This is a genomic window from Rhodothermales bacterium, from assembly GCA_034439735.1.
In the GTDB taxonomy this organism is placed as follows: domain Bacteria; phylum Bacteroidota; class Rhodothermia; order Rhodothermales; family JAHQVL01; genus JAWKNW01.
This window is the reverse complement of the sequence record JAWXAX010000075.1, coordinates 23,553-41,170: the sequence shown is the minus strand read 5'-3', so window position 1 is coordinate 41,170 and position 17,618 is coordinate 23,553. Positions and strand designations below refer to the sequence as shown.

General features: G+C 62.7%; 11 protein-coding genes. 2 read left to right on the top strand and 9 right to left on the bottom strand.

The features are described 5' to 3' along the window. A partial coding sequence (locus SH809_05900; protein ID MDZ4699219.1) for a sodium:solute symporter occupies window positions 1–420 on the bottom strand: 420 nt, incomplete at its 3' end. Between the two features lie 439 nt (window positions 421–859). Between SH809_05900 and SH809_05895 the strand changes: the two genes are divergently transcribed. Then, window positions 860–1,594, top strand: a complete 735-nt coding sequence (locus SH809_05895) for a hypothetical protein (GenBank protein MDZ4699218.1) — start codon at window positions 860–862, stop codon at window positions 1,592–1,594. Window positions 1,595–1,612: 18 nt separating this feature from the next. On the opposite strand, the gene SH809_05890 is transcribed toward SH809_05895, so the two are convergent. From SH809_05890 to SH809_05860, 7 genes are all read right to left on the bottom strand, one after another. Continuing rightward, entirely contained in the window at window positions 1,613–3,373 is a 1,761-nt protein-coding gene (locus SH809_05890) for an FG-GAP-like repeat-containing protein (GenBank protein MDZ4699217.1), read from the bottom strand. Window positions 3,374–3,651: 278 nt separating this feature from the next. Then, on the bottom strand, window positions 3,652–5,427 hold the full coding sequence (gene recJ, locus SH809_05885) for a single-stranded-DNA-specific exonuclease RecJ (GenBank protein ID MDZ4699216.1): 1,776 nt from the start codon (window positions 5,425–5,427) through the stop codon (window positions 3,652–3,654). Between the two features lie 154 nt (window positions 5,428–5,581). Next, complete coding sequence (locus tag SH809_05880) at window positions 5,582–6,385, bottom strand: energy transducer TonB (protein MDZ4699215.1); 804 nt, start codon at window positions 6,383–6,385, stop codon at window positions 5,582–5,584. 247 nt (window positions 6,386–6,632) lie between these two features. Further along, window positions 6,633–7,757, bottom strand: a complete 1,125-nt coding sequence (locus SH809_05875) for a glycosyltransferase family protein (protein MDZ4699214.1) — start codon at window positions 7,755–7,757, stop codon at window positions 6,633–6,635. A 42-nt stretch (window positions 7,758–7,799) separates the two neighbouring features. Beyond that, complete coding sequence (locus SH809_05870) at window positions 7,800–8,639, bottom strand: UDP-2,3-diacylglucosamine diphosphatase (GenBank protein MDZ4699213.1); 840 nt, start codon at window positions 8,637–8,639, stop codon at window positions 7,800–7,802. 189 nt (window positions 8,640–8,828) lie between these two features. Then, window positions 8,829–10,496, bottom strand: a complete 1,668-nt coding sequence (locus SH809_05865; protein MDZ4699212.1) for a T9SS type A sorting domain-containing protein — start codon at window positions 10,494–10,496, stop codon at window positions 8,829–8,831. Window positions 10,497–10,680: 184 nt separating this feature from the next. Then, window positions 10,681–13,542, bottom strand: a complete 2,862-nt coding sequence (locus SH809_05860; protein ID MDZ4699211.1) for a TonB-dependent receptor — start codon at window positions 13,540–13,542, stop codon at window positions 10,681–10,683. A 269-nt stretch (window positions 13,543–13,811) separates the two neighbouring features. On the opposite strand from SH809_05860, the gene SH809_05855 reads away from it, so the two are divergent. After that, window positions 13,812–15,032: an MFS transporter gene (locus tag SH809_05855; GenBank protein ID MDZ4699210.1), complete on the top strand. Its 1,221-nt coding sequence runs from the start codon at window positions 13,812–13,814 to the stop codon at window positions 15,030–15,032. Window positions 15,033–15,039: 7 nt separating this feature from the next. Here SH809_05855 and SH809_05850 read toward each other — a convergent pair whose 3' ends face one another. Continuing rightward, window positions 15,040–17,523 (bottom strand): TonB-dependent receptor, encoded by a 2,484-nt coding sequence (locus tag SH809_05850; protein ID MDZ4699209.1) that lies wholly within the window; start codon window positions 17,521–17,523, stop codon window positions 15,040–15,042. Between the last annotated feature and the right edge of the window lie 95 nt (window positions 17,524–17,618).

Below are 17,618 nucleotides of genomic sequence, written 5' to 3'. Positions count from 1 at the left end.
GCCCAGGATGAACATGTTCATGAACACCTGCCAGCCGGCCATCCACCCCCGCATCATTTCCGCCCCGAGCCCGGTAAACCGGATCACGTTCCACTCCGCCTGCGTGTAGGCCAGCGAACGCCTGAAAATCCGCGTGGAGACAAACGCGCTGATGGCGGCCCAGGCGGAGAAAAACGTGTACCAGATCCCGACCATCCCGTATTTATAGATCACGCCCGTGATCCACATGGGGGTGTCGGTGGCAGTGTGGGTGGCATAGACGGATGACGCCGGCAGCCACCACGGCAGGCCGCGGCCGGCAAGGAAGAAGTCGGACTCCGACCGCTTACCCAATCGGTAAAACAATACCCCGCTACCGATCATCAGCACCAGAAACATGACGACCCAGAACCAATCGAGCCAGGTGAAGACTACGTTCATTACGGTCAGAGCCTGCCAGACACAGCGAGTGGAAGCACGCCCTCCGTCGTTAAGCCACCCGTGTTCCGGAGGGAAGCGGGCGGTCCAGACGAGGCGGTCGCGAAAAACTCCCCTGATTTACAAATTATTTTGGCGATAAGCAACGCGCCCAACCGCTCCGGTGGGGACAGCAGGGGCTCTGCAAGACAGCCTATACCTACTAATTACATTCAGGCCGTAAAAATTCGTCCGTGACGCCTGTATTTCGTAAAGATTACGATAAAGTATGTCCTTACCGTTTATGCATTCCTGGCGATACATTACCTTTCGCCACTCTCGGCAAATCCTGCGCACAACCCGTGCGCTACACGATTGACGACGCTGCTTCATACTGACCCACATCTCGCCGGCCACGTCGCTATCCGGTACCACTGTCTAATAGCCCGCTAAACAGACGCCTATGCGTCACGAACTCTCTCTGTTGCTACGTGGCCTGGGCGATAAAATCGACCCCCAGATCAGCGCGTTTTTGCTTAACGGCATGGAGACCGGTGCGTTCGACTATAGCATTTACACGGAGGTTTACAACGTCAAGATCGTCATCAACCGCGGCAATGAAGAAGCGCTGCGTCAGCTGCTCGAAAAGTTCAAGCTGATCGTGAAGATGGACGTACACCGCGTGCTCGCGCGTTGCCTGCCGCTGGACTACGACCCCAACGAGGAAAACGAAGGAGAAGACGAAGACTCGCTCGGGTTCCTCAAACGCACCACGCGCTTTCTGAACCGCCCGCCTAAAATCGACCCCGCCCACCTCGGCCCCTACGCCCAGACCCGGATGCTGGACTACGGCCCGACGATCGACCGCATCACCGACGGCATCGCCTCCACGTGCCGTGGCTACAGCCGGCTCGAGGCGTTCGTGCTCGCCTGGCTCGTGACGGACACGTTCCTCCACACGGCCGAGAATAAAACGCGCGTGGAAAACTTCAAGAGCACAGGTAAGGTCGACCGCAAATGCTGGATCACGCAGCGCGACGAAAAAGTCCGCCGCGCCCACCAACTCGTCGAACGCCAGGAAGTGGGGCTTTACGACTCGTTCCTCGTCTCCGACGAAAAAATCGATTACCCTGGCGACCCGAAGGGCTCGTTCGAGAACATCCTCCTCTGCCGCTGCTTCATCGTGCCGGTCTCCTGACGGCTGCCTGAACGACAGTTACTTGACCAGTAGAGCGGATTCGGTAGTGGTGAAGAGGTCCCCCGTCGCCTGGAACAGGTAAAGCCCTCCTGGAAGCCCGCCGGCGTCGAACATAAACCCATACGGCCGCTCGGCCTCCAGCGCCCCATCGTGCAACACGGCCACGCGGCGGCCCATCATATCAAACACTTCCAGCCGCACCTGTTGCGACGCCCCGAGCGTAAGGGTGAACTGCGCTCGCGGGTTAAACGGGTTTGGGTAGACGGTTGTCTGTTCGTGGGTTCCGGCCATGGGTACGGCGACAGTGCGCTCCGGGCTGTAGGAAAAGCGCCCGTCGAAGTCGACCTGCTTGAGCCGAAACAGCTGCCGACCCGCGCCGATGCCGCTCACGGTGAACCGATAGCTCTGCGGGGAGGCCGTCGTGCCGGCCCCCGTCACAAACGCGAGCGGATAAAAGCGGCCCTCCACGGCGCGCTGCACCTCGAAGCCGGCGTTGTTGGTCTCGGAGGCGGTCTCCCACCGGAGCGTCACTTCGCCGCCGGATGCCATCAGATCGAACGTCACCAGGTCGACGGGTAGCACGGGATGGTCGGGCGTGTTTTCCCACCACGCTACTTCTCCGCCGAAGCGTCCGCCAATCAGGTCCTGATCCCCATCCCCATCTACATCCGCGGCGCAGACATGGGTCGCGAATTCGAAGAAATCCTCTACTGGATGCTCGCGCCAGGTCACGCCATCGCCCTGTACGTTTTCCCACCAGGCGACGAGGTCTCCTTCGGCGGCCGCGGCAACAACATCCAGATCGCCGTCGCCATCGAGATCAGACGGAAACGTGGAGAAGGCGCCGTCGAATGAGGCGTCGACGGCCCGACGCGTCCAGTTCAGGGCCGTGCCATCGTTCTGCCACCAGGCCACCTGATCGGCCGCGTCGGCGGAGCCGAGCACGTCGAGGTCGCCGTCGCCGTCGAGGTCGATCGCATGTACGGAGTTGGCACCGTCGAAATTGGGGTCGATCGGGTGTTTCGTCCATGCGGAAGCCGCGTTGGCATTTTCCCACCAGGCCATCTCGTCGCCCACATCCGCGGCGCCGAGGATATCGGTGTCGCCATCCCCATCGAGGTCGACCAGCGCCACCTGCCGGGCGCCGTCGAAGGCGGCGTCGACGGTGTGTTCCGTCCAGGCGCCAGCCGCTCCGTCGGCGTTTTCCCACCAGAGAATGGCGTCGGCCTTGAGGGCAGCGCCTACGAGGTCCGGGTCGCCGTCTCCGTCGAGGTCGGCCACGCGGACGTGCATGGCGAAGTCGAACGAATCGGTGACGGTATGGGCATTCCAGGCGCCGGCCGCTCCGTCGGCGTTTTCCCACCAGACGATCGCGTCGGCGACCGCCGCCGCGCCGACGAGGTCATGGTCGCCGTCGCCGTCGAGGTCGGCGGCGACGACATAGCGGGCGCTAGCAAAGGCGTCCGCGACGATGTGCTTGGTCCATGCGCCGCCGGCTCCATCGCCGTTTTCCCACCAGACGATGTCGCTGGCGTTCATCGCGGCGCCGAGCAGATCGATGTCGCCGTCGCCGTCCATATCGGCGGCTTCGACGGCGTGCATCCCGTCGAAATCGGCATCCACTGTCCTTTTTTCGAAGGAAGGAGCCACCTGGCCGCTGGCGGGCCAGGTGATGAGGACACCTAACAAAACGATCCCGGGCAGCGTCACGCCGGCGGCGTGGTCCCGGATCCAACACACACACCGCCGCCCACGGATCGTAGCGATCGGAGTAGCCATGGCTGGTCCTGTCGTCGTAAATGGAGGAGGGTACAGCGGGAGGGGGCGAACCGCCATCGAGAGGGGGATGTCTGGTGGCGAAAGCCGCATGCCCGGGCCGGCCGGGGGCGCCGCTCTGGAGGCATGCCGTGCGCGATCAGACGTCATCTAGTACGTCGTTGCGCGGGCACGCGGCCACGGGCGGCTGCGTAAGCGTTTTCGAAATCGGCCGGAGATCGTGGGGCGATGGGGCGTATGCGGCCGGTGAGGTGAGGGTATCGGCCGGCCGGAGGAGCGGGTTAAGCGGCCGCCGATTCGCCGAACGTGGGGGCCTCGCCCTGTAACCGGAGATCACGCGTTTTGAGCTGGAGGGTGGTCGATCCGTTCCAGGTATTTTCTTCGATCGAAAACAACAGTTCGATAGGCCGGCCCTGCCGGCGGCTCGCCAGGAGGGCGTCGAAGTGGTCCTTCATATCAAACCCGATGGCGTCCAGCGGCAACGCGGCCGCACCCTGCCCGCGGACGCTGAACTTGATGTGGCTGCCGTCCTTCCCGATGAGGCGGGGATCGCCGGCGAGGACGACGTCGCGGGCATGGAACACGGGCTTGTGATTCGCCGGCCCGAACGGAGCGAACTGCTTGAGCACTTTCCAGAACCGCCCCTGGATGCCGTCGACCTGGGCGAGGTCCACGGTGGAGTCGACGGAGATGGACGGACTGAGCATGTCGGCCGTGATCATGGACCCCACGACCTCGTTGAACCGCGCCTGGAATGCTTCGAGGTTGGAGCGCTCGAGCGCGAGGCCTGCGGCAAAATCGTGCCCTCCAAAGGTTTTGAGCAGATCCGAACACCCCTTCAGGGCGTCGTAGATATTGATACCGCTGATCGAGCGCGCCGAGCCTTTGATCTGGTTGTTGACGGTGGCCAGCATGACGGTGGGGCGATAAAACCGCTCGACGAGCCGGCTCGCGACGATGCCGATCACGCCGGGGTGCCACGTGTCGCGGTGGACGACGACGGCGTGGGGATACCGGCTCCCCAGCTGACGCTCGGCGAGCACCGTCGCCTCGCGCACCGTTTCCTGATCGAGCGTGCGCCGTTCCAGGTTGACCTTCTCGAGCGCCTCGGCCAGCGAGCTGGCCACGTCCTCATCCTCCGCCAGGAGGAGTTCGACGGCCCGGCTGGCGTCGCCGAGCCGGCCGGCCGCGTTGATGCGGGGCCCGAGGCCGAACACGATGTCGGAGGTCGTGCAGGCCGCCAGGTCCACGCCGGCCGTTCGGGCGAGCACCCGGACGCCGAGGCTCGGTTTTTCTTGTAGCCGCTTCAACCCTTCGATCATCAACACCCGGTTTTCGCCCTCCAGGGGGACGATGTCGCTGGCCGTCGAGATCGCAACGAGGTCGAGGTAAGCAAAGGCGTCCTCGGCAGGCTGGCCGCGGCGCGCGAGAACGGCCTGGATCACCTTGAAGCCGATACCGCAGCCGGAGAGCTCTTTGAACGGGTAGCTGCAGTCGTTGCGTTTGGGGTCCAGCACGGCGACGGCGTCCGGCACGGTGTCGAGCGCCTTGTGATGGTCGCAGATCACGAGGTCGACGCCGCGAGCGCGGGCGTGCGAAGCCTCGGCATGAGCCGTGATGCCGCAGTCGAGCGCGATCATCAGCGAGCGGCCGGCGTCGGCGGCGCGGTCGATGGCGGTGGTGTTGAGCCCATACCCGTGCTCGATCCGGTCCGGGATAAAAAACTGGGCATCGGCGCCCTGTTCACGGAGGAAGCGGGTCATGAGGGCGGCGGCCGTCGTACCGTCCACGTCGTAGTCGCCAAACACCAGGATGGACTCGCCGGCCTCGATGGCCCGAACGATGCGGTCGGCCGCGACGTCCATATCCTTCATCAAAAAGGGATCATGGAGATGCGCGAGGGATGGCCGGAAATAGTGCTTCGCCTGGTCGAAGTCCTCGATGCCACGGAGCACCAGAGCGCGCACCAGGGCTTCCGGCAGGTTGTTGAGGTCGCACTGAAGCCGGGCGGTGATCTCCGGCTTTTCGTAGGGGCGCAGGACCCAGCGGTATTTCATGCAGAAACGGGGTGCAAAGACGTCATAGGGGTCGGCGAAGATACGGCGCGCCGTCTCGGGATGAAACGGCGCGCCTGGCTCCTCGAGCCGCTCTTATTTACCTAGACGTTTGGGGCCTGCCGTGTATACCCATTTCAAGCGTTTCGTTGCCGATTTAGTTGGCACTGACGTTACGCAGCCTGAACATCACGGGAATGGCCAGCTTTACTTTCACGGCGCGTCCGCGTTGCCGGCCCGGCGTGAACCGCTGTAACATCACGGCCCGCATGGCCTCTTCGTCCAAGAGACCGCTCACCGAGCGGACGATGATGGGGTCTCGCGGAATCCCCTGTTCGTCAATGATGATCTGCACGATCACCCTTCCCTCGACCCCGGCCTTACGCGCCATCTCCGGGTATTCGATGGCCGATGTAAGGCTGGACAACCCACCGATCAGGACAGGCATGTCTTCGACGGCCACGAAGATTTCGTTCGACACTTCCTCCTCTTCTTCCACCGTCGGCGGAGGAGGAGGAGGTTTTACGTCCACAAGGGCTTCATCCAGATCAAGGGAGGCATCGAATTGCAGTTCGACGCTTTCGTCGAGCACCTGGTCGTTCGGTACTTCGATGGGCACCGGCGGGCGGGGTGGTGCCGGCGGCGGCAACTCCTGGCGCGTTTGAAGGATCTCCTCGAGCGTCACCAACTCCTGCCGCACCTCCACGATCGTGTAGTCCGAGTGGCTCGAAACGGGGATGTGGAATGCCAGAACGACGACCCCCAGCGCCAGCACCAGGCCGGCGGGCAACGCCAGGCCATAGCTGAGGTCGCACGCCGTGAACCGATCCACGCGTTGCGCGAATCGCTTACTCAGCTCATTGACGGCGTGCCTGGGCGCCCAGCGGACGGGCGGGGGATTCGACGGGTGCCCGGTCGCGTGGCCAGGCTGGGACGATTCATTCAGAAAGGAGGATCTCATGACGTCATCTCTGTGGATTGCCGTGACGGGTGCCCCTGATGGCTTCCCCGGCAAGTACGGCATCCCGCTACGCGTCTTTTCACAGGCTACTGGCTAGTCGAGACGTCGGCGAAACCCTTACACTCGTTTCTTAACAGTTCCTTTCAGCGAGGCCGGCAGGGCGGTCGTACCTTGACCATCGGTTAGGGATGCTGATGCGTAGCATTCGAAGCAAGAGCCCGGCTCCCCGTAAGGAGTCGGGCTTTTTTCATCGAATCGAGAGGTTTCTGCTGGCAACGACCCCTTCGATTTCGCGGAGATACCGTTCGGGGGCCTGGTCCACCCAGGCGCGGAAGATCTGCGTGGGAGGCAGGAGGACGTTGCGGGCTTCTTCCAGACGCTCGATCTCAAACGACGCGGCATAGACGCCGCCGCCGAAGCCGGCGAGGTCGAGCGCGTTCCAGTATTGCTCCGCGTGTCCGCGGACCGGCACGGCGAGGATCGTCTTGCCATAGTACATGGCTTCGCAGGTGGATTCGAAGCCGGCCGTGCAGACAAGCCCGCTGCATCGGGCCATCATCTCCAGAAATTTCCGATCGCTCAGCGGATGAAACGTGAGGGTCGGCGAATAATCCCACGGCTCGGGAGTCTGCGGGTTGTCCCAGAAGCAGTGCAACCGGCGCTCCGGATGATGCCGGTGCCAGGCGATGACTTCGTCGGCGTACCCCTGGTTGAGCAGGTACATCAGATAAAACGGCTCTTCTATCGTGGCATCCAGGGGCTGCTCGAACACTTCGGGGCGCAGGAGCGGGGGGAGGACAGCGAGGCGCGGACGCGACGGCGCGGGGTAATAGGAGAGCGCCAGCCGGCGCGACGCCCCAAACGATGAGAGCCGGGTGAAATTTTTGGCGCCGAACCGCTGGGCCCACATGCCCGGCGGAAAAGGATAGACGGGGTGGTGGTACATGTACTGATGCCCGATGCACACCACCGGCGCCGTCGGCCGGTACAGCAGCACATACGCCCCAAACAGCGGCTCGAAGAAGTTGACAATGACGTCTGGTCGCGTGGCTTCGATCGCGGTGTGGATCGTGTCGATGCTCGCTCGAAAGGCGCCGCCCATGCGTACGTTCTGGACGATAGTGGCGCCCATATCGACCGATTTCTGCGTGGCGTCCAACGCGAAGTTGGGGCTATCGAAATAGGTGACCGGTGTGCCAATTTTCTCGGTAAAAAACGTGGGCACCCGCCGGCCGCTGCTTTTTCCCATCAGCACGCCGGCGACTCGGTGGCCGGCGTCTTCGAGGATAGCCTTGAGGGCGAGGGCCTGGGTCATGTGACCGCGCCCTTCACCCTGGACGATAAACAGGCAGTTCAGTGGAGTCATGGGCATACGAGCTCGGTACGCCGGCGAAACAACCGAGATCGCACCAGTTCAGTGAGGATGTAAGCCGTTCATGGCGAATCGCAGGGGAAGCTCTAGTTCATCGTGGCCCGATTCATTGCCCGAATTTTCACCGGCATCGGTAGAACCGTCCCAGCGAATGATCTCGAGCGTACCGTCCACGTGTTCGACGAGCGCCGTGCAACTCTCCACCCAATCGCCGGAGTTGCCATACTGCACGCCATCGATCGTTCGCATCTCCGCGTGGTGGATGTGGCCACAGATCACCCCATCCACTTCGTATTTGCGGGCTTCTTGCGCTACAAACCGTTCAAAATGAGCGATGTGCTGCACCGCCCGCTTCGTCTTATACTTCACATACGCGGAAAGCGACCAGTACGGCAGGTTCAGGCGTTTTCGTAGCCGGTTGTACCAGTAATTGGCGCTGAGTGTCAACTGATAGGCGCGCGCGCCGAGGACCGACAGCCACTGCGCGTACTGGACGACCCCGTCAAACTCGTCGCCATGCAAGACGATGAATTGCCTGCCGTCACAGGTGGTGTGCATGGCATTCAACCGTGTTACGATCCCCCCGAATTGCTGATCCACGAAGCCGCGCGCAAACTCGTCATGATTGCCGGGGATGTAGGTCACCCGCGTGCCTTTTCGGGCCTTTCGAAGAATCTTCTGGATGATATCGTTGTGAGCCTGCGGCCAGTACCAGGCTTTCCCGAGTGCCCAGCCGTCGAAGATATCGCCGACGAGGTAGAGGTATTCCGATTCATTGCAGCGGAGAAAGTCGAGCAGGGCCTCCGCCTTCATGTGGCGGGTGCCGAGGTGAAAATCCGAGATCCAGATCGTACGGTATCGATTGGGTCCGCCGTTCCCCATAGCCCGTAAGCCGTGTTCTAGCCAGAATGAGCCCAGATCGGGCGTGTGTCCTGATAGGAGAGGATACGAGAACGGGATTACCGGATGATGATCGCCGGATTAGCAAATTATGGTGCCGTCCTGGTGGATACAAAAAGGGGGGACGCCGGCGATCGCCAGCGTCCCCCCGAAACCGATGCTATAGCGTCTTTACTTGATCAGCAGCATCTTGCGGGTGCTGTTAACCCCGTTACCCTCCAGCGTGTAGAAGTAAAGACCCGAAGCCATGTCCCGCGCGTCGAAGCGGACGCTGTACGTGCCGGCAGGCTGGACGCCGTCGGCGAGCAGGGCCACTTCGCGGCCCAGCACGTCGTACACCGCGAGGCGGATCGCGCCGGCGCTGACCAGCTGGAATTCGATCGTCGTCGTCGGGTTAAACGGATTCGGGTAGTTCTGCTTCAGCGCGAAGAACGACGGCACTTCGCTGGAGATCGGCTCGATGGCGACGCCGGTCGTGAAGCCTAGTGCGCCCAGAGCGGTCCATCCCACCAACCAATTTTCATCGCCAAAGGCCCCCACGTAGGGGACCGTCGTAAAAAACGCATCGCCCGGGTCGGCCACCTGGGTGGCGTCGAGTGCCGGGCTGCCCACCGCCGGCCGAGGGTCCAGGCCGCCGTCCGCCTCACGACTCACCCCCCGAAGCTGCGGGTTCGCGATCCGGTTTGCGTTCGCCAGCAGGTGGGTCTGAACAAAGTCCTGCGGCGCGATCGCTCCGATCGAGTTGTCCCCGAAGCCCCACCACAGGTTGTTCGCCAGCACCAGATCGCCGTTCGCCATCCGGTCCTCGCTGTCCGCCGGCTTGTTCGCATCGCCCGCCACCACTTCCACCAGAATCCCGTTCCCGCCGGTCAATGCGCTGTACTCCGTGAAGATCGAATTCCAGTACTTGCCGCCGCTGTTGTCACGGAAGATCAGCATCTCCGCGCCGTCCCCTTCCGCCGTGCCGGCGTCCGGGCCGATGTACGTCACGTTCGAGAGCTGAGGGATCGAATACGGCTCGAAAAACTCGTTCCCCAGCGCGCCGTCCTGCTCCGCCGTACGGCCACCCACGTCGTTCCCCTGGATCGCGAACCAGAACTGGCCCTTGCCGCGGTACCCTTCGTCCCAGTCGAACGCGTCGTCTTCGTTGAACGCCGACACCAGGTACTTCGTGTTCACCGTACCCCCGAACCACTCGAACCCGTCGTCCGCGCTTGCGAACGACTCCACGTATTCGATCACCGTGCCCGAGCCCACGCCGCCGAGGGTCAGGCCCTGGATCTCGTTGCCGGCCTGGTCGCCCACCGCGATTCCCGAGTGGCGGATCGAAACGTACCGGAAGATGCCCGAGTTGTGCGCGTCGTCCGTGCCACCGTACTCTGCCCGGTCGTCTCCCTCGGCCACGATCTCATTGATTCCCTCTACCTCCTTCACGCCGCCGTCCGTCGGGTTGTTTGTCGAGGCCTGGCCCAGGATCACCACGCCGCCCCACAGGCCGCGGTCCTGGAACGTCAGGCTCCCGTTGTCCAGCACCGACGTGAACACGATCGGGGTCGAAGCCGTCCCTTCCGCCAGGATCGTCGCGTCCTTCGTCACAACCAGCGCCGAGGCCTCGTTGCCCTGGCCCGATTCCGCCTTGATCACCGTACCCGGCTCGATGATCAGCGTCGCGCCGTCTTCCACGAACACCACACCGTCCAGGATGTACGTGTTCGCCGACGTCCACGTCGTCACCGAACCTGGAGCAATGTCCGCGTCCGTCACGCGGATCTCCGGTTGTGCAAACGCGGCCATAGGCAGCGCGATAATCGTAAACGCAAGAAGTAGTAGCCGTTGCATGATGCTCTTATGTGTTGGTGAGTATAGCCGTGGTGGGTTTGAGTGCGGCGGCAGACGAGTTGGTCATAGTACCGCAACGATTCGGTAACGATGGCTTAACACCTCCCAGAAACACGTCGGGGTGGCTCATCTGAGCCACCCCGCGCGCTGTTCGCTGGAACAGGCCATCAAGCCGCGTTCGCCGCTATTCAACTTTGTAGGTAAAGCTGAGCGAGTACGTTCTGCCCGCTTCGAACTGCTGGTAGACGTAGTCGATGTCTTTAAACGACTGGCTCAGCGTCGCATCGCTGTCCGTGATGTTCTTGACGGCGAACTTGAGGCTCACGCTACGCCAGATCCGCTGGGAGTAGATGATATCCACCGTCCCGCGGGCGCGCTCGTAGATGTCCGGCGCAGCGCCTTCGGACACCACGCGGAGGCGATCGCCGAAGGCGTTGTAGTAGATGCTGGCTATCGAGCCCCATTCGGGCTTCTGGTAGGTGAGGTCGAAGTTGACGACGAAGGGCGACTGGCCTTCGAGCGGACGGCTCGTGGCCGCCTCGGCATCCGCCGAGCGGATGACCATGAGTTCTTCCTCGGGGATGTCCACCTCGGAATGCACCAGGGCGAGGTTGCCGCCGACATCGAAATTCTCCAGGATCGACGCGAAGGCGTCGAGCCGGCGGCGGAACTCGAACTCGGCCCCGACGACCCGACCGGTCGCCACGTTCTGGATCGACATCGTGTTGTTGCCGACGCTGGTCTGGATCACGCGCTCGATCGGGTTTTCGAAGCCCTTGTAGAATCCGCTGACGGCGAGGATCTCACCGGGGCGCACAAACCACTCCCACCGAAGGTCGTAGTTCGTGACGAGCGTCCGCTTGAGGTTCGAGCTACCCGAGAAAACGAAGTCGCCCACGAAGTCGAACGTTGCGTAGGGCGCCAGCTCGCGGAACGTGGGGCGAGCCAGCGTCTGCGTGGCCGCGGCGCGCAGGTTCATGTTGTCGGTGAGTGCATAGACCAGGTTGACAGAGGGCAGATAATCGTCGTTCTCCAGCCGGCCGGCGACGAGGGCGCTGTCGGCGCTCTGGGTGGTCATGCGGGTCGCTTCGAGGCGCACGCCGCCAATGAGGCGCAGCTTCCGTGTGAGGAGTAAGTCGGCCATGGCATAGCCGGCCGAGATCGTCTGGTCGCCTGTGTAGTTGCTCTTGAGGGACGACGCGTCGATGATGTAGTTGCCGAAGGTCGGCCGGCCGGCCGTGCCGGTGCCGATGATGCCGGTGGAAGCAAAAAACGCGTCGTTGTCGCCGCCGAAGGCGCTGTAGGAGAACCCTGCGCCCTGGCGGTACTCGAACCGGCGCTCGTTAAAGTCGCGATGTACGTCGATATAATTGCCGCCGAACATGACCTTGCTGCTTTTGCCGGCGAGTTTAAACGGCACCGAGAGGTCCAATCCATACTCCTGGTTCTGCTCCTCCAGGTTGCGGAAGAACCGCGCCGGCGAGGGGTAGAGCGAGGCCGGCTTCTGGTATACCGTATCGGCGTCAACAAGGGTGAAGTGGTTCGAGAAGTAGCGAAGATCAGGCTCGTCCTGCACGCTGGTCGCAAACGAGGCGCGCCACTCGGCTGTCACGGTCCGCACGGCATGTTCGCCTTTAAACTGCAGCGAATTCAGGCTGCGTTCCTGGTAGCCCAGTACGCGGGTCTGAAAGGTCGAATTACCCGACAGGTCCTGCCAGAACCCTTCGAGGTAGCGGGTATCCGAAGTGCCGTTCTGGGTCCGCAGAAATGTCGTGGACAGTTCGTGATTCGGGTGCGGCTTATAGGACAGCGTGGCCACGCCACCCCAGTTGGCTTCCTGGGATCCGCGGGTATCGACCAGGTTGCGCAGCGGAGTCAACTGGTCGATCTGCTGGACGGTGCCACCGACGAGTTCGTAGCGGCCAGCGGCGCCGTTGTCGTAGAACGATGTCGCGCGATTATACGTCAGGCTGGCGATGACGCCGAGCGGCCGGCCGAGGAAAGGAATCTGATTGCCGAACGCCATAGAGAAGCCGCTATTGACCGGCGCGCGGGCCACGGTGGGCTCCATCTCCGGCCGGAAGGCGCGGGAGACGTTGTCGAGCAGTTGGGCCTTGGTGGGATCGAAACGGGCCTCGACCTCGGTGGGGATCTGGAGATTCGGATCCTGGAAGATCGCCGGGATGTCCCGGTTGCCGTCGTCGTAGCCGAGCCAGTCGAGGTCGCCAAGGTCGTAGCTCAGGAAGCTATTTGAGAGGCTGGACTGGTCGTTGTACGAGGAGGACGTGGTAAACTGGAGTGTGAACGTATCCGGGAAGTTCTTCGTGCCGACGTTGACGAGGCCGCCCGTGAACGAACCCGGCTTGTCCGGCGTGAAGGTCTTGGTCGTGACGATGTTGTCGAGCAGGCTCGTCGGGAAGAGGTCCAGCTGGAACGCCTGCTTGTCCGGGTCGGCGCTCGGAAGCGTGGCGCCATTGAGCTGGGTGCTCGAGTACCGCTCGCCGAGGCCGCGGATGTAGACGTATTTGCCCCCGACCACCGAGGCGCCTGTCACTTTGGTCATCGCGCCGGCGGCGTCGCCGCTGCCGGAGCGGGAGATGGCCTCGGCGCTGATGGCGTCGCTGACGGAAATCGATTTCTGGCGTTCGCGGAGCAGCGAAGCCTCCGTGTTTTGCACGGCACGCGCCTCGACGATCACCTCGCCCAGCCCGATGGCCTCGGCGCTTAGTGTGATGTCCACGCGAACGGTCTCATCCGCGACGACCTCTACGCCGGAGACAGTGACCGAGTTATAGCCGATATACGAGAACACGACCGAATACATGCCGGCATCGAGCGCGTGAATGGCGTAGCGGCCGTCGAAATCGGTTGTGGTACCCGTCGCCGTGCCTTCAATCAGCACGTTTGCCCCAATAAGGGTTTCGCCCGTCTCGGCATCGACGACGACGCCGGTGATGGCGCCTTTTTGAGCGAAAAGGGGCGTGGAGAAGAACAGCAGACTTCCAAAAATCAACAGGAAAAGTCGTCCGGATGGGCGCGATTTCATTATGTTCAGAGCGTTGCTATCGATACCGGGAGAACCAACGGTGGGTTTGGACGCCAGTGTAGCCTCCATGTGTTACCATTATGTTATCCCAGTATTAAGCCTCCGTAACATGGCGCCCCGGCCCTGGAGCGCCCGGGCTCGTACCATTGACATGGCAGAATGATGGCGCGCCCGCAACATCCGCGGCACGTGATGCGTTTCGCCGCTACCCGCTCACTTCTTATTATGCCGGCCATGCACTCCTGCCGCCGCCCTCTTGATCTGTAGTTATGCGAGACGCTTCATCCTCCAGTCCTCGTGTTGTGCTCGCCGCATTGTGGCTCATGATGTTCTCCGCCAGCAGCCAGGTGATCATTGTCTCCCCCATCTTACCCAACATCAGTCGCGAACTGGGTATCCCCGAAGCCAACCTGGGATGGCTGGTAACGATCTACGCGGCGATGCTGGGCATATTCGCCCTGGTGATCGGGCCGATTTCGGATAAGGTCGGCCGGCGGCGCATCCTGCTCATCGGATGCAGCGCGATGTCGATCACGCTCCTGCTTCACGCCGCGGCCAACACCTTCTTCGCGCTCCTGACCGTTCGCGGACTCTCGGGCATCGCCGGCGGGATGCTCAGCGGAGCGGCGGTGTCGTATGTGGGCGACTACTTTCCCTATGAGAAGCGAGGGTGGGCCAACGGCTGGGTGATGAGCGCGGTGGCGGCCGGCCAGATCGCCGGCATCCCGCTCGGGAAGTTCATTGCCGGCCTGTATAGCTTTCGCTGGCCGTTTGTCGTGTTCGGCCTCACGATGGTGGTCGCGGTGGCGCTGGTGTGGCGATTTGTCCCCCAGCCGAATGTCGCCCGGAATACGGATCGCCTGACGATCGGCCGCGCCATCACCAACTACGGAATCCTTCTCCGCGACCCGAAAATCTCGGCCGCCACGCTCGCCTACGTGCTCATGTTCGCCAGCGTCGGCATGTACCTCGTCTACCTCCCCACGTGGCTCGAACACTATATCGGGCTCCAGAACAACGACATCGTGCTCCTCTTTTTTATCGGGGGGATCATGAACGTGGCGACGGGGCCGATGGCCGGCCAGCTTTCGGATCGGATTGGACGTAAACCGCTCATCGTGTCGTCGTGCATCGGGCTGGGGCTCGTCATGCTGCTGACGACGTTCCTCGTCTCGGGCCGCTGGATGGCGTTCGCTTTTTTTGCGTTCTCGATGATCATGATCGCAATGCGTATCAGCCCGTTCCAGTCGCTCATCACGGCGCTGGTGCCGGCGGAACGCCGCGGCAGTCTCATGAGCCTCACGATCGCCATCGGCCAGATCGGTATGGGCCTCGGTAGCGGCCTGGCCGGCGCGGCCTACACGAACTACGGCTACGCGAGTAACACGATCATGGCTTCGGTCGCGATGCTGGCCATGGCCGCCATCGTCCATTTTTATCTTCCGGAGCCCACGGACACATCCGCCGCCGCCGCACCCGCACCCGGATAACAACCGGTCAGAAGGTTGTTTTTAACCCCACGATCGCCGTTCGCGGCAACCCCGGACGGATGCCAGCCGGCCGGCGCGCCACGATGTACGCCTGATCTGTCACGTTCCGCACAGAGGCGAACAAGCGCAAATTCGGGCTCACGGTAAACTCGCCCGACACATCCAGCACCAGGTGCGCATCGGTGCTTTCGCGGTCGATAAAGGCGCTCTGGCCGGCGCGGGTCCGCATTCGATCGGCATAGGCCGCCCCCAGACTCACCGTGGCCCGGTCCATGGAGGCCGCCACGATCAACGACACGCGGTGACGCGGGAGGTAGGGCAATTCATCGCCTTTGGCCACTCCCCCCCAGGCCTCGAAGTCGCTGTCAAAGCTGTTCTGGAAAACCGCCCGGCTGAGGGTATAGCTGATCCGGATGGGGAAATGCACCACCGATCCCTCCGGGGCAATCGGATGCTCCGCCGACACCTCCAGTCCGTAGGCATTCACTTCGCCGCCATTGAATTGATCGATCGTGCCCTGCCCGCCGGCCGCCGCCAGATCTACCCCCAACAGGTTACTATAGTCGCTGAAGTACACCACCGCCTCGGCTCCGGTAACGCCGCGGCGATAGCGGCCGCCGAACTCGTAGTTGACGCTCTGCTCTGGCCGGGTGCCCTCGCGCGAATCCGGCGGCGCAAACCCTTTGTGGATGCCCGCGAACAGATGGCCATTGACGCCGATCTGCCTGTCGATGCCAATTCCTGGCATAAAGGCGTCGACCCGGTTCGTGCGGGCGGTGAGCGCGGAACCTGTCCTCTGGGGATCTGCCCGGCCGTAGTCGTCCCGCGAGAGCTCGATGTGCTCGAGCCGAGCGCCTGGCGTCACGGTGAGCCGGCCGGCGCTGAGCCGGTATTGAACGTGCGCCGCCAGTGCCCGCGCCTGGCTGATTCGGTTGCTTTCAGTGCCGGGTGTGCCAGCCTCCGTAAGCACCATCTGCCCGGGGCCGCCGGCCACGCCGGCCTCCATCCGATACAGATCCGACCACTGGAAGCGATCCTCTTCGTCCTGGTGAAACCGAAGTCCGACTTCCACTTCGTGCAACGCCCGCCCGCCCGGGAGGGTTATGCCCAGGATGCTCTGCACGCCCTGGCCGTAATACGTCCGATTGTTGTTTTTGACCTCGAGCAGATGATCGTCGGCGGCCGGCGTGCCGCGCAGGGCGTTGTAGGCATCGCCATACGCCTCCGGGGTATCCAGCACATCCGTGATCGACACGAACCCGTCTGCCGCCGTCTGTACACGATCCAGCTTGTACCAGTTACGCTCGAAGTTTGTGCGGTACAGCGTGGTCGTGAGGTCGATCTTGTCGGTAGGTCGGATCACGTGGCGCGCCGTGAAGTGCGAATGCGCGGCATCCATCACATCCTCCTGCGACCCGGCGTAGCGCAGATACGGCTGCTGCGCGAAGTCGGCTTCGGTAAGGCCGAGGTAGGTCTCGTCGGACCGCTCGTCGGTCAGGCCGGCTTTCAGGGTAAGGGACTGGTAGACCCGCGCCCGGGGCGCGGAGGTGAAGCGGAGCTTCGCGATAAGGTCCTTCTTGTCGAATCCTGTCGAGCCACCCGTTTCGAGGGATTTGAAGCCGTCCGACTGCGCCTGGTAGGTCTCCACCAGGAAGCCGACACGGCCTATCGTGTGCCCGATCGTCGCGTGGAGCGTCCGGTCGTCGCGGGTGCCGGCGAGGGCATCGAGCCGGCCAACGAACCGGTCGGGGATCTGGGTCGAAATCAAATTGATCGCGCCGCCGGTGGTATAGGGGCCGTATTTGATCTGGCTCGACCCTTTGCGCACTTCCACGCCCTCCATGCGGCCGGCGGTGGGGAAGTAGTAGGCGGCCGGCGCGGCGTAGGGCGCCGGCGCCATCAGGATGCCATCCTCCATGACGGTGATTTTAGAACTCCGCTCGGACCCCGTTCCCCGCATGCCGATGTTCGGCCGGAGCCCGAACCCGTCTTCATCCTGCACGTGCACCCCTGGCACCTGGCGCAGGATGCGGTGGATGTCGTTAAACGAAAAGGTCTCCAACTCGCGTGGCCCGATGTAATGCGCCGCGCCCGGGATGTCCAGCACGCCACCATATCCACCCGTCATGCTCAGACGCTCGACGACAATCTCATCGAGGTCCACCGGTCGCTCCGCCAACCGGATGTCCTGCACCCGGGTTTCGCCTGGCGACAGTGAGATCGAGTCGCGAAAGGTCTCGAATCCCAAGCCGTGAGCCACCAGCAGGTACCGGCCTGCCAGCGCCCCGTCGATGGCATAGGCCCCATTTCGACCGCTGATGTCGCCCACGCCAGCGCCGTCCAGGTATACGTTGATCCCGGGCAGTGGCGCTCCGGTTTCGTGCGACACGATAACCCCGCCAAGACCGGCACGCTGCGCATGTGCGGCGAAGGGAAACATAAGGAGTATACCGAGCACGGCTCCAGGCCGGCGTAGAAAGCGGAGAACCATCGGCGTCATTGATTTGGATATGCTATGCTTACTTAGACCGAATCTAAATAAACAAAAGCCAGATGTCCAGCCCTATGGAGTGCCGAATCGCGAAA

Excerpts from the sequence above, each read along its gene's own strand:
- SH809_05895 (MDZ4699218.1), top strand. The coding sequence starts at position 860 with ATGCGTCACGAACTCTCTCTGTTGCTACGTGGCCTGGGCGATAAAATC.
- SH809_05890 (MDZ4699217.1), bottom strand. The coding sequence starts at position 3,373 with ATGGCTACTCCGATCGCTACGATCCGTGGGCGGCGGTGTGTGTGTTGG.
- recJ (MDZ4699216.1), bottom strand. The coding sequence starts at position 5,427 with ATGAAATACCGCTGGGTCCTGCGCCCCTACGAAAAGCCGGAGATCACC.
- SH809_05880 (MDZ4699215.1), bottom strand. The coding sequence starts at position 6,385 with ATGAGATCCTCCTTTCTGAATGAATCGTCCCAGCCTGGCCACGCGACC.
- SH809_05875 (MDZ4699214.1), bottom strand. The coding sequence starts at position 7,757 with ATGCCCATGACTCCACTGAACTGCCTGTTTATCGTCCAGGGTGAAGGG.
- SH809_05870 (MDZ4699213.1), bottom strand. The coding sequence starts at position 8,639 with ATGGGGAACGGCGGACCCAATCGATACCGTACGATCTGGATCTCGGAT.
- SH809_05865 (MDZ4699212.1), bottom strand. The coding sequence starts at position 10,496 with ATGCAACGGCTACTACTTCTTGCGTTTACGATTATCGCGCTGCCTATG.
- SH809_05860 (MDZ4699211.1), bottom strand. The coding sequence starts at position 13,542 with ATGAAATCGCGCCCATCCGGACGACTTTTCCTGTTGATTTTTGGAAGT.
- SH809_05855 (MDZ4699210.1), top strand. The coding sequence starts at position 13,812 with ATGCGAGACGCTTCATCCTCCAGTCCTCGTGTTGTGCTCGCCGCATTG.
- SH809_05850 (MDZ4699209.1), bottom strand. The coding sequence starts at position 17,523 with ATGGTTCTCCGCTTTCTACGCCGGCCTGGAGCCGTGCTCGGTATACTC.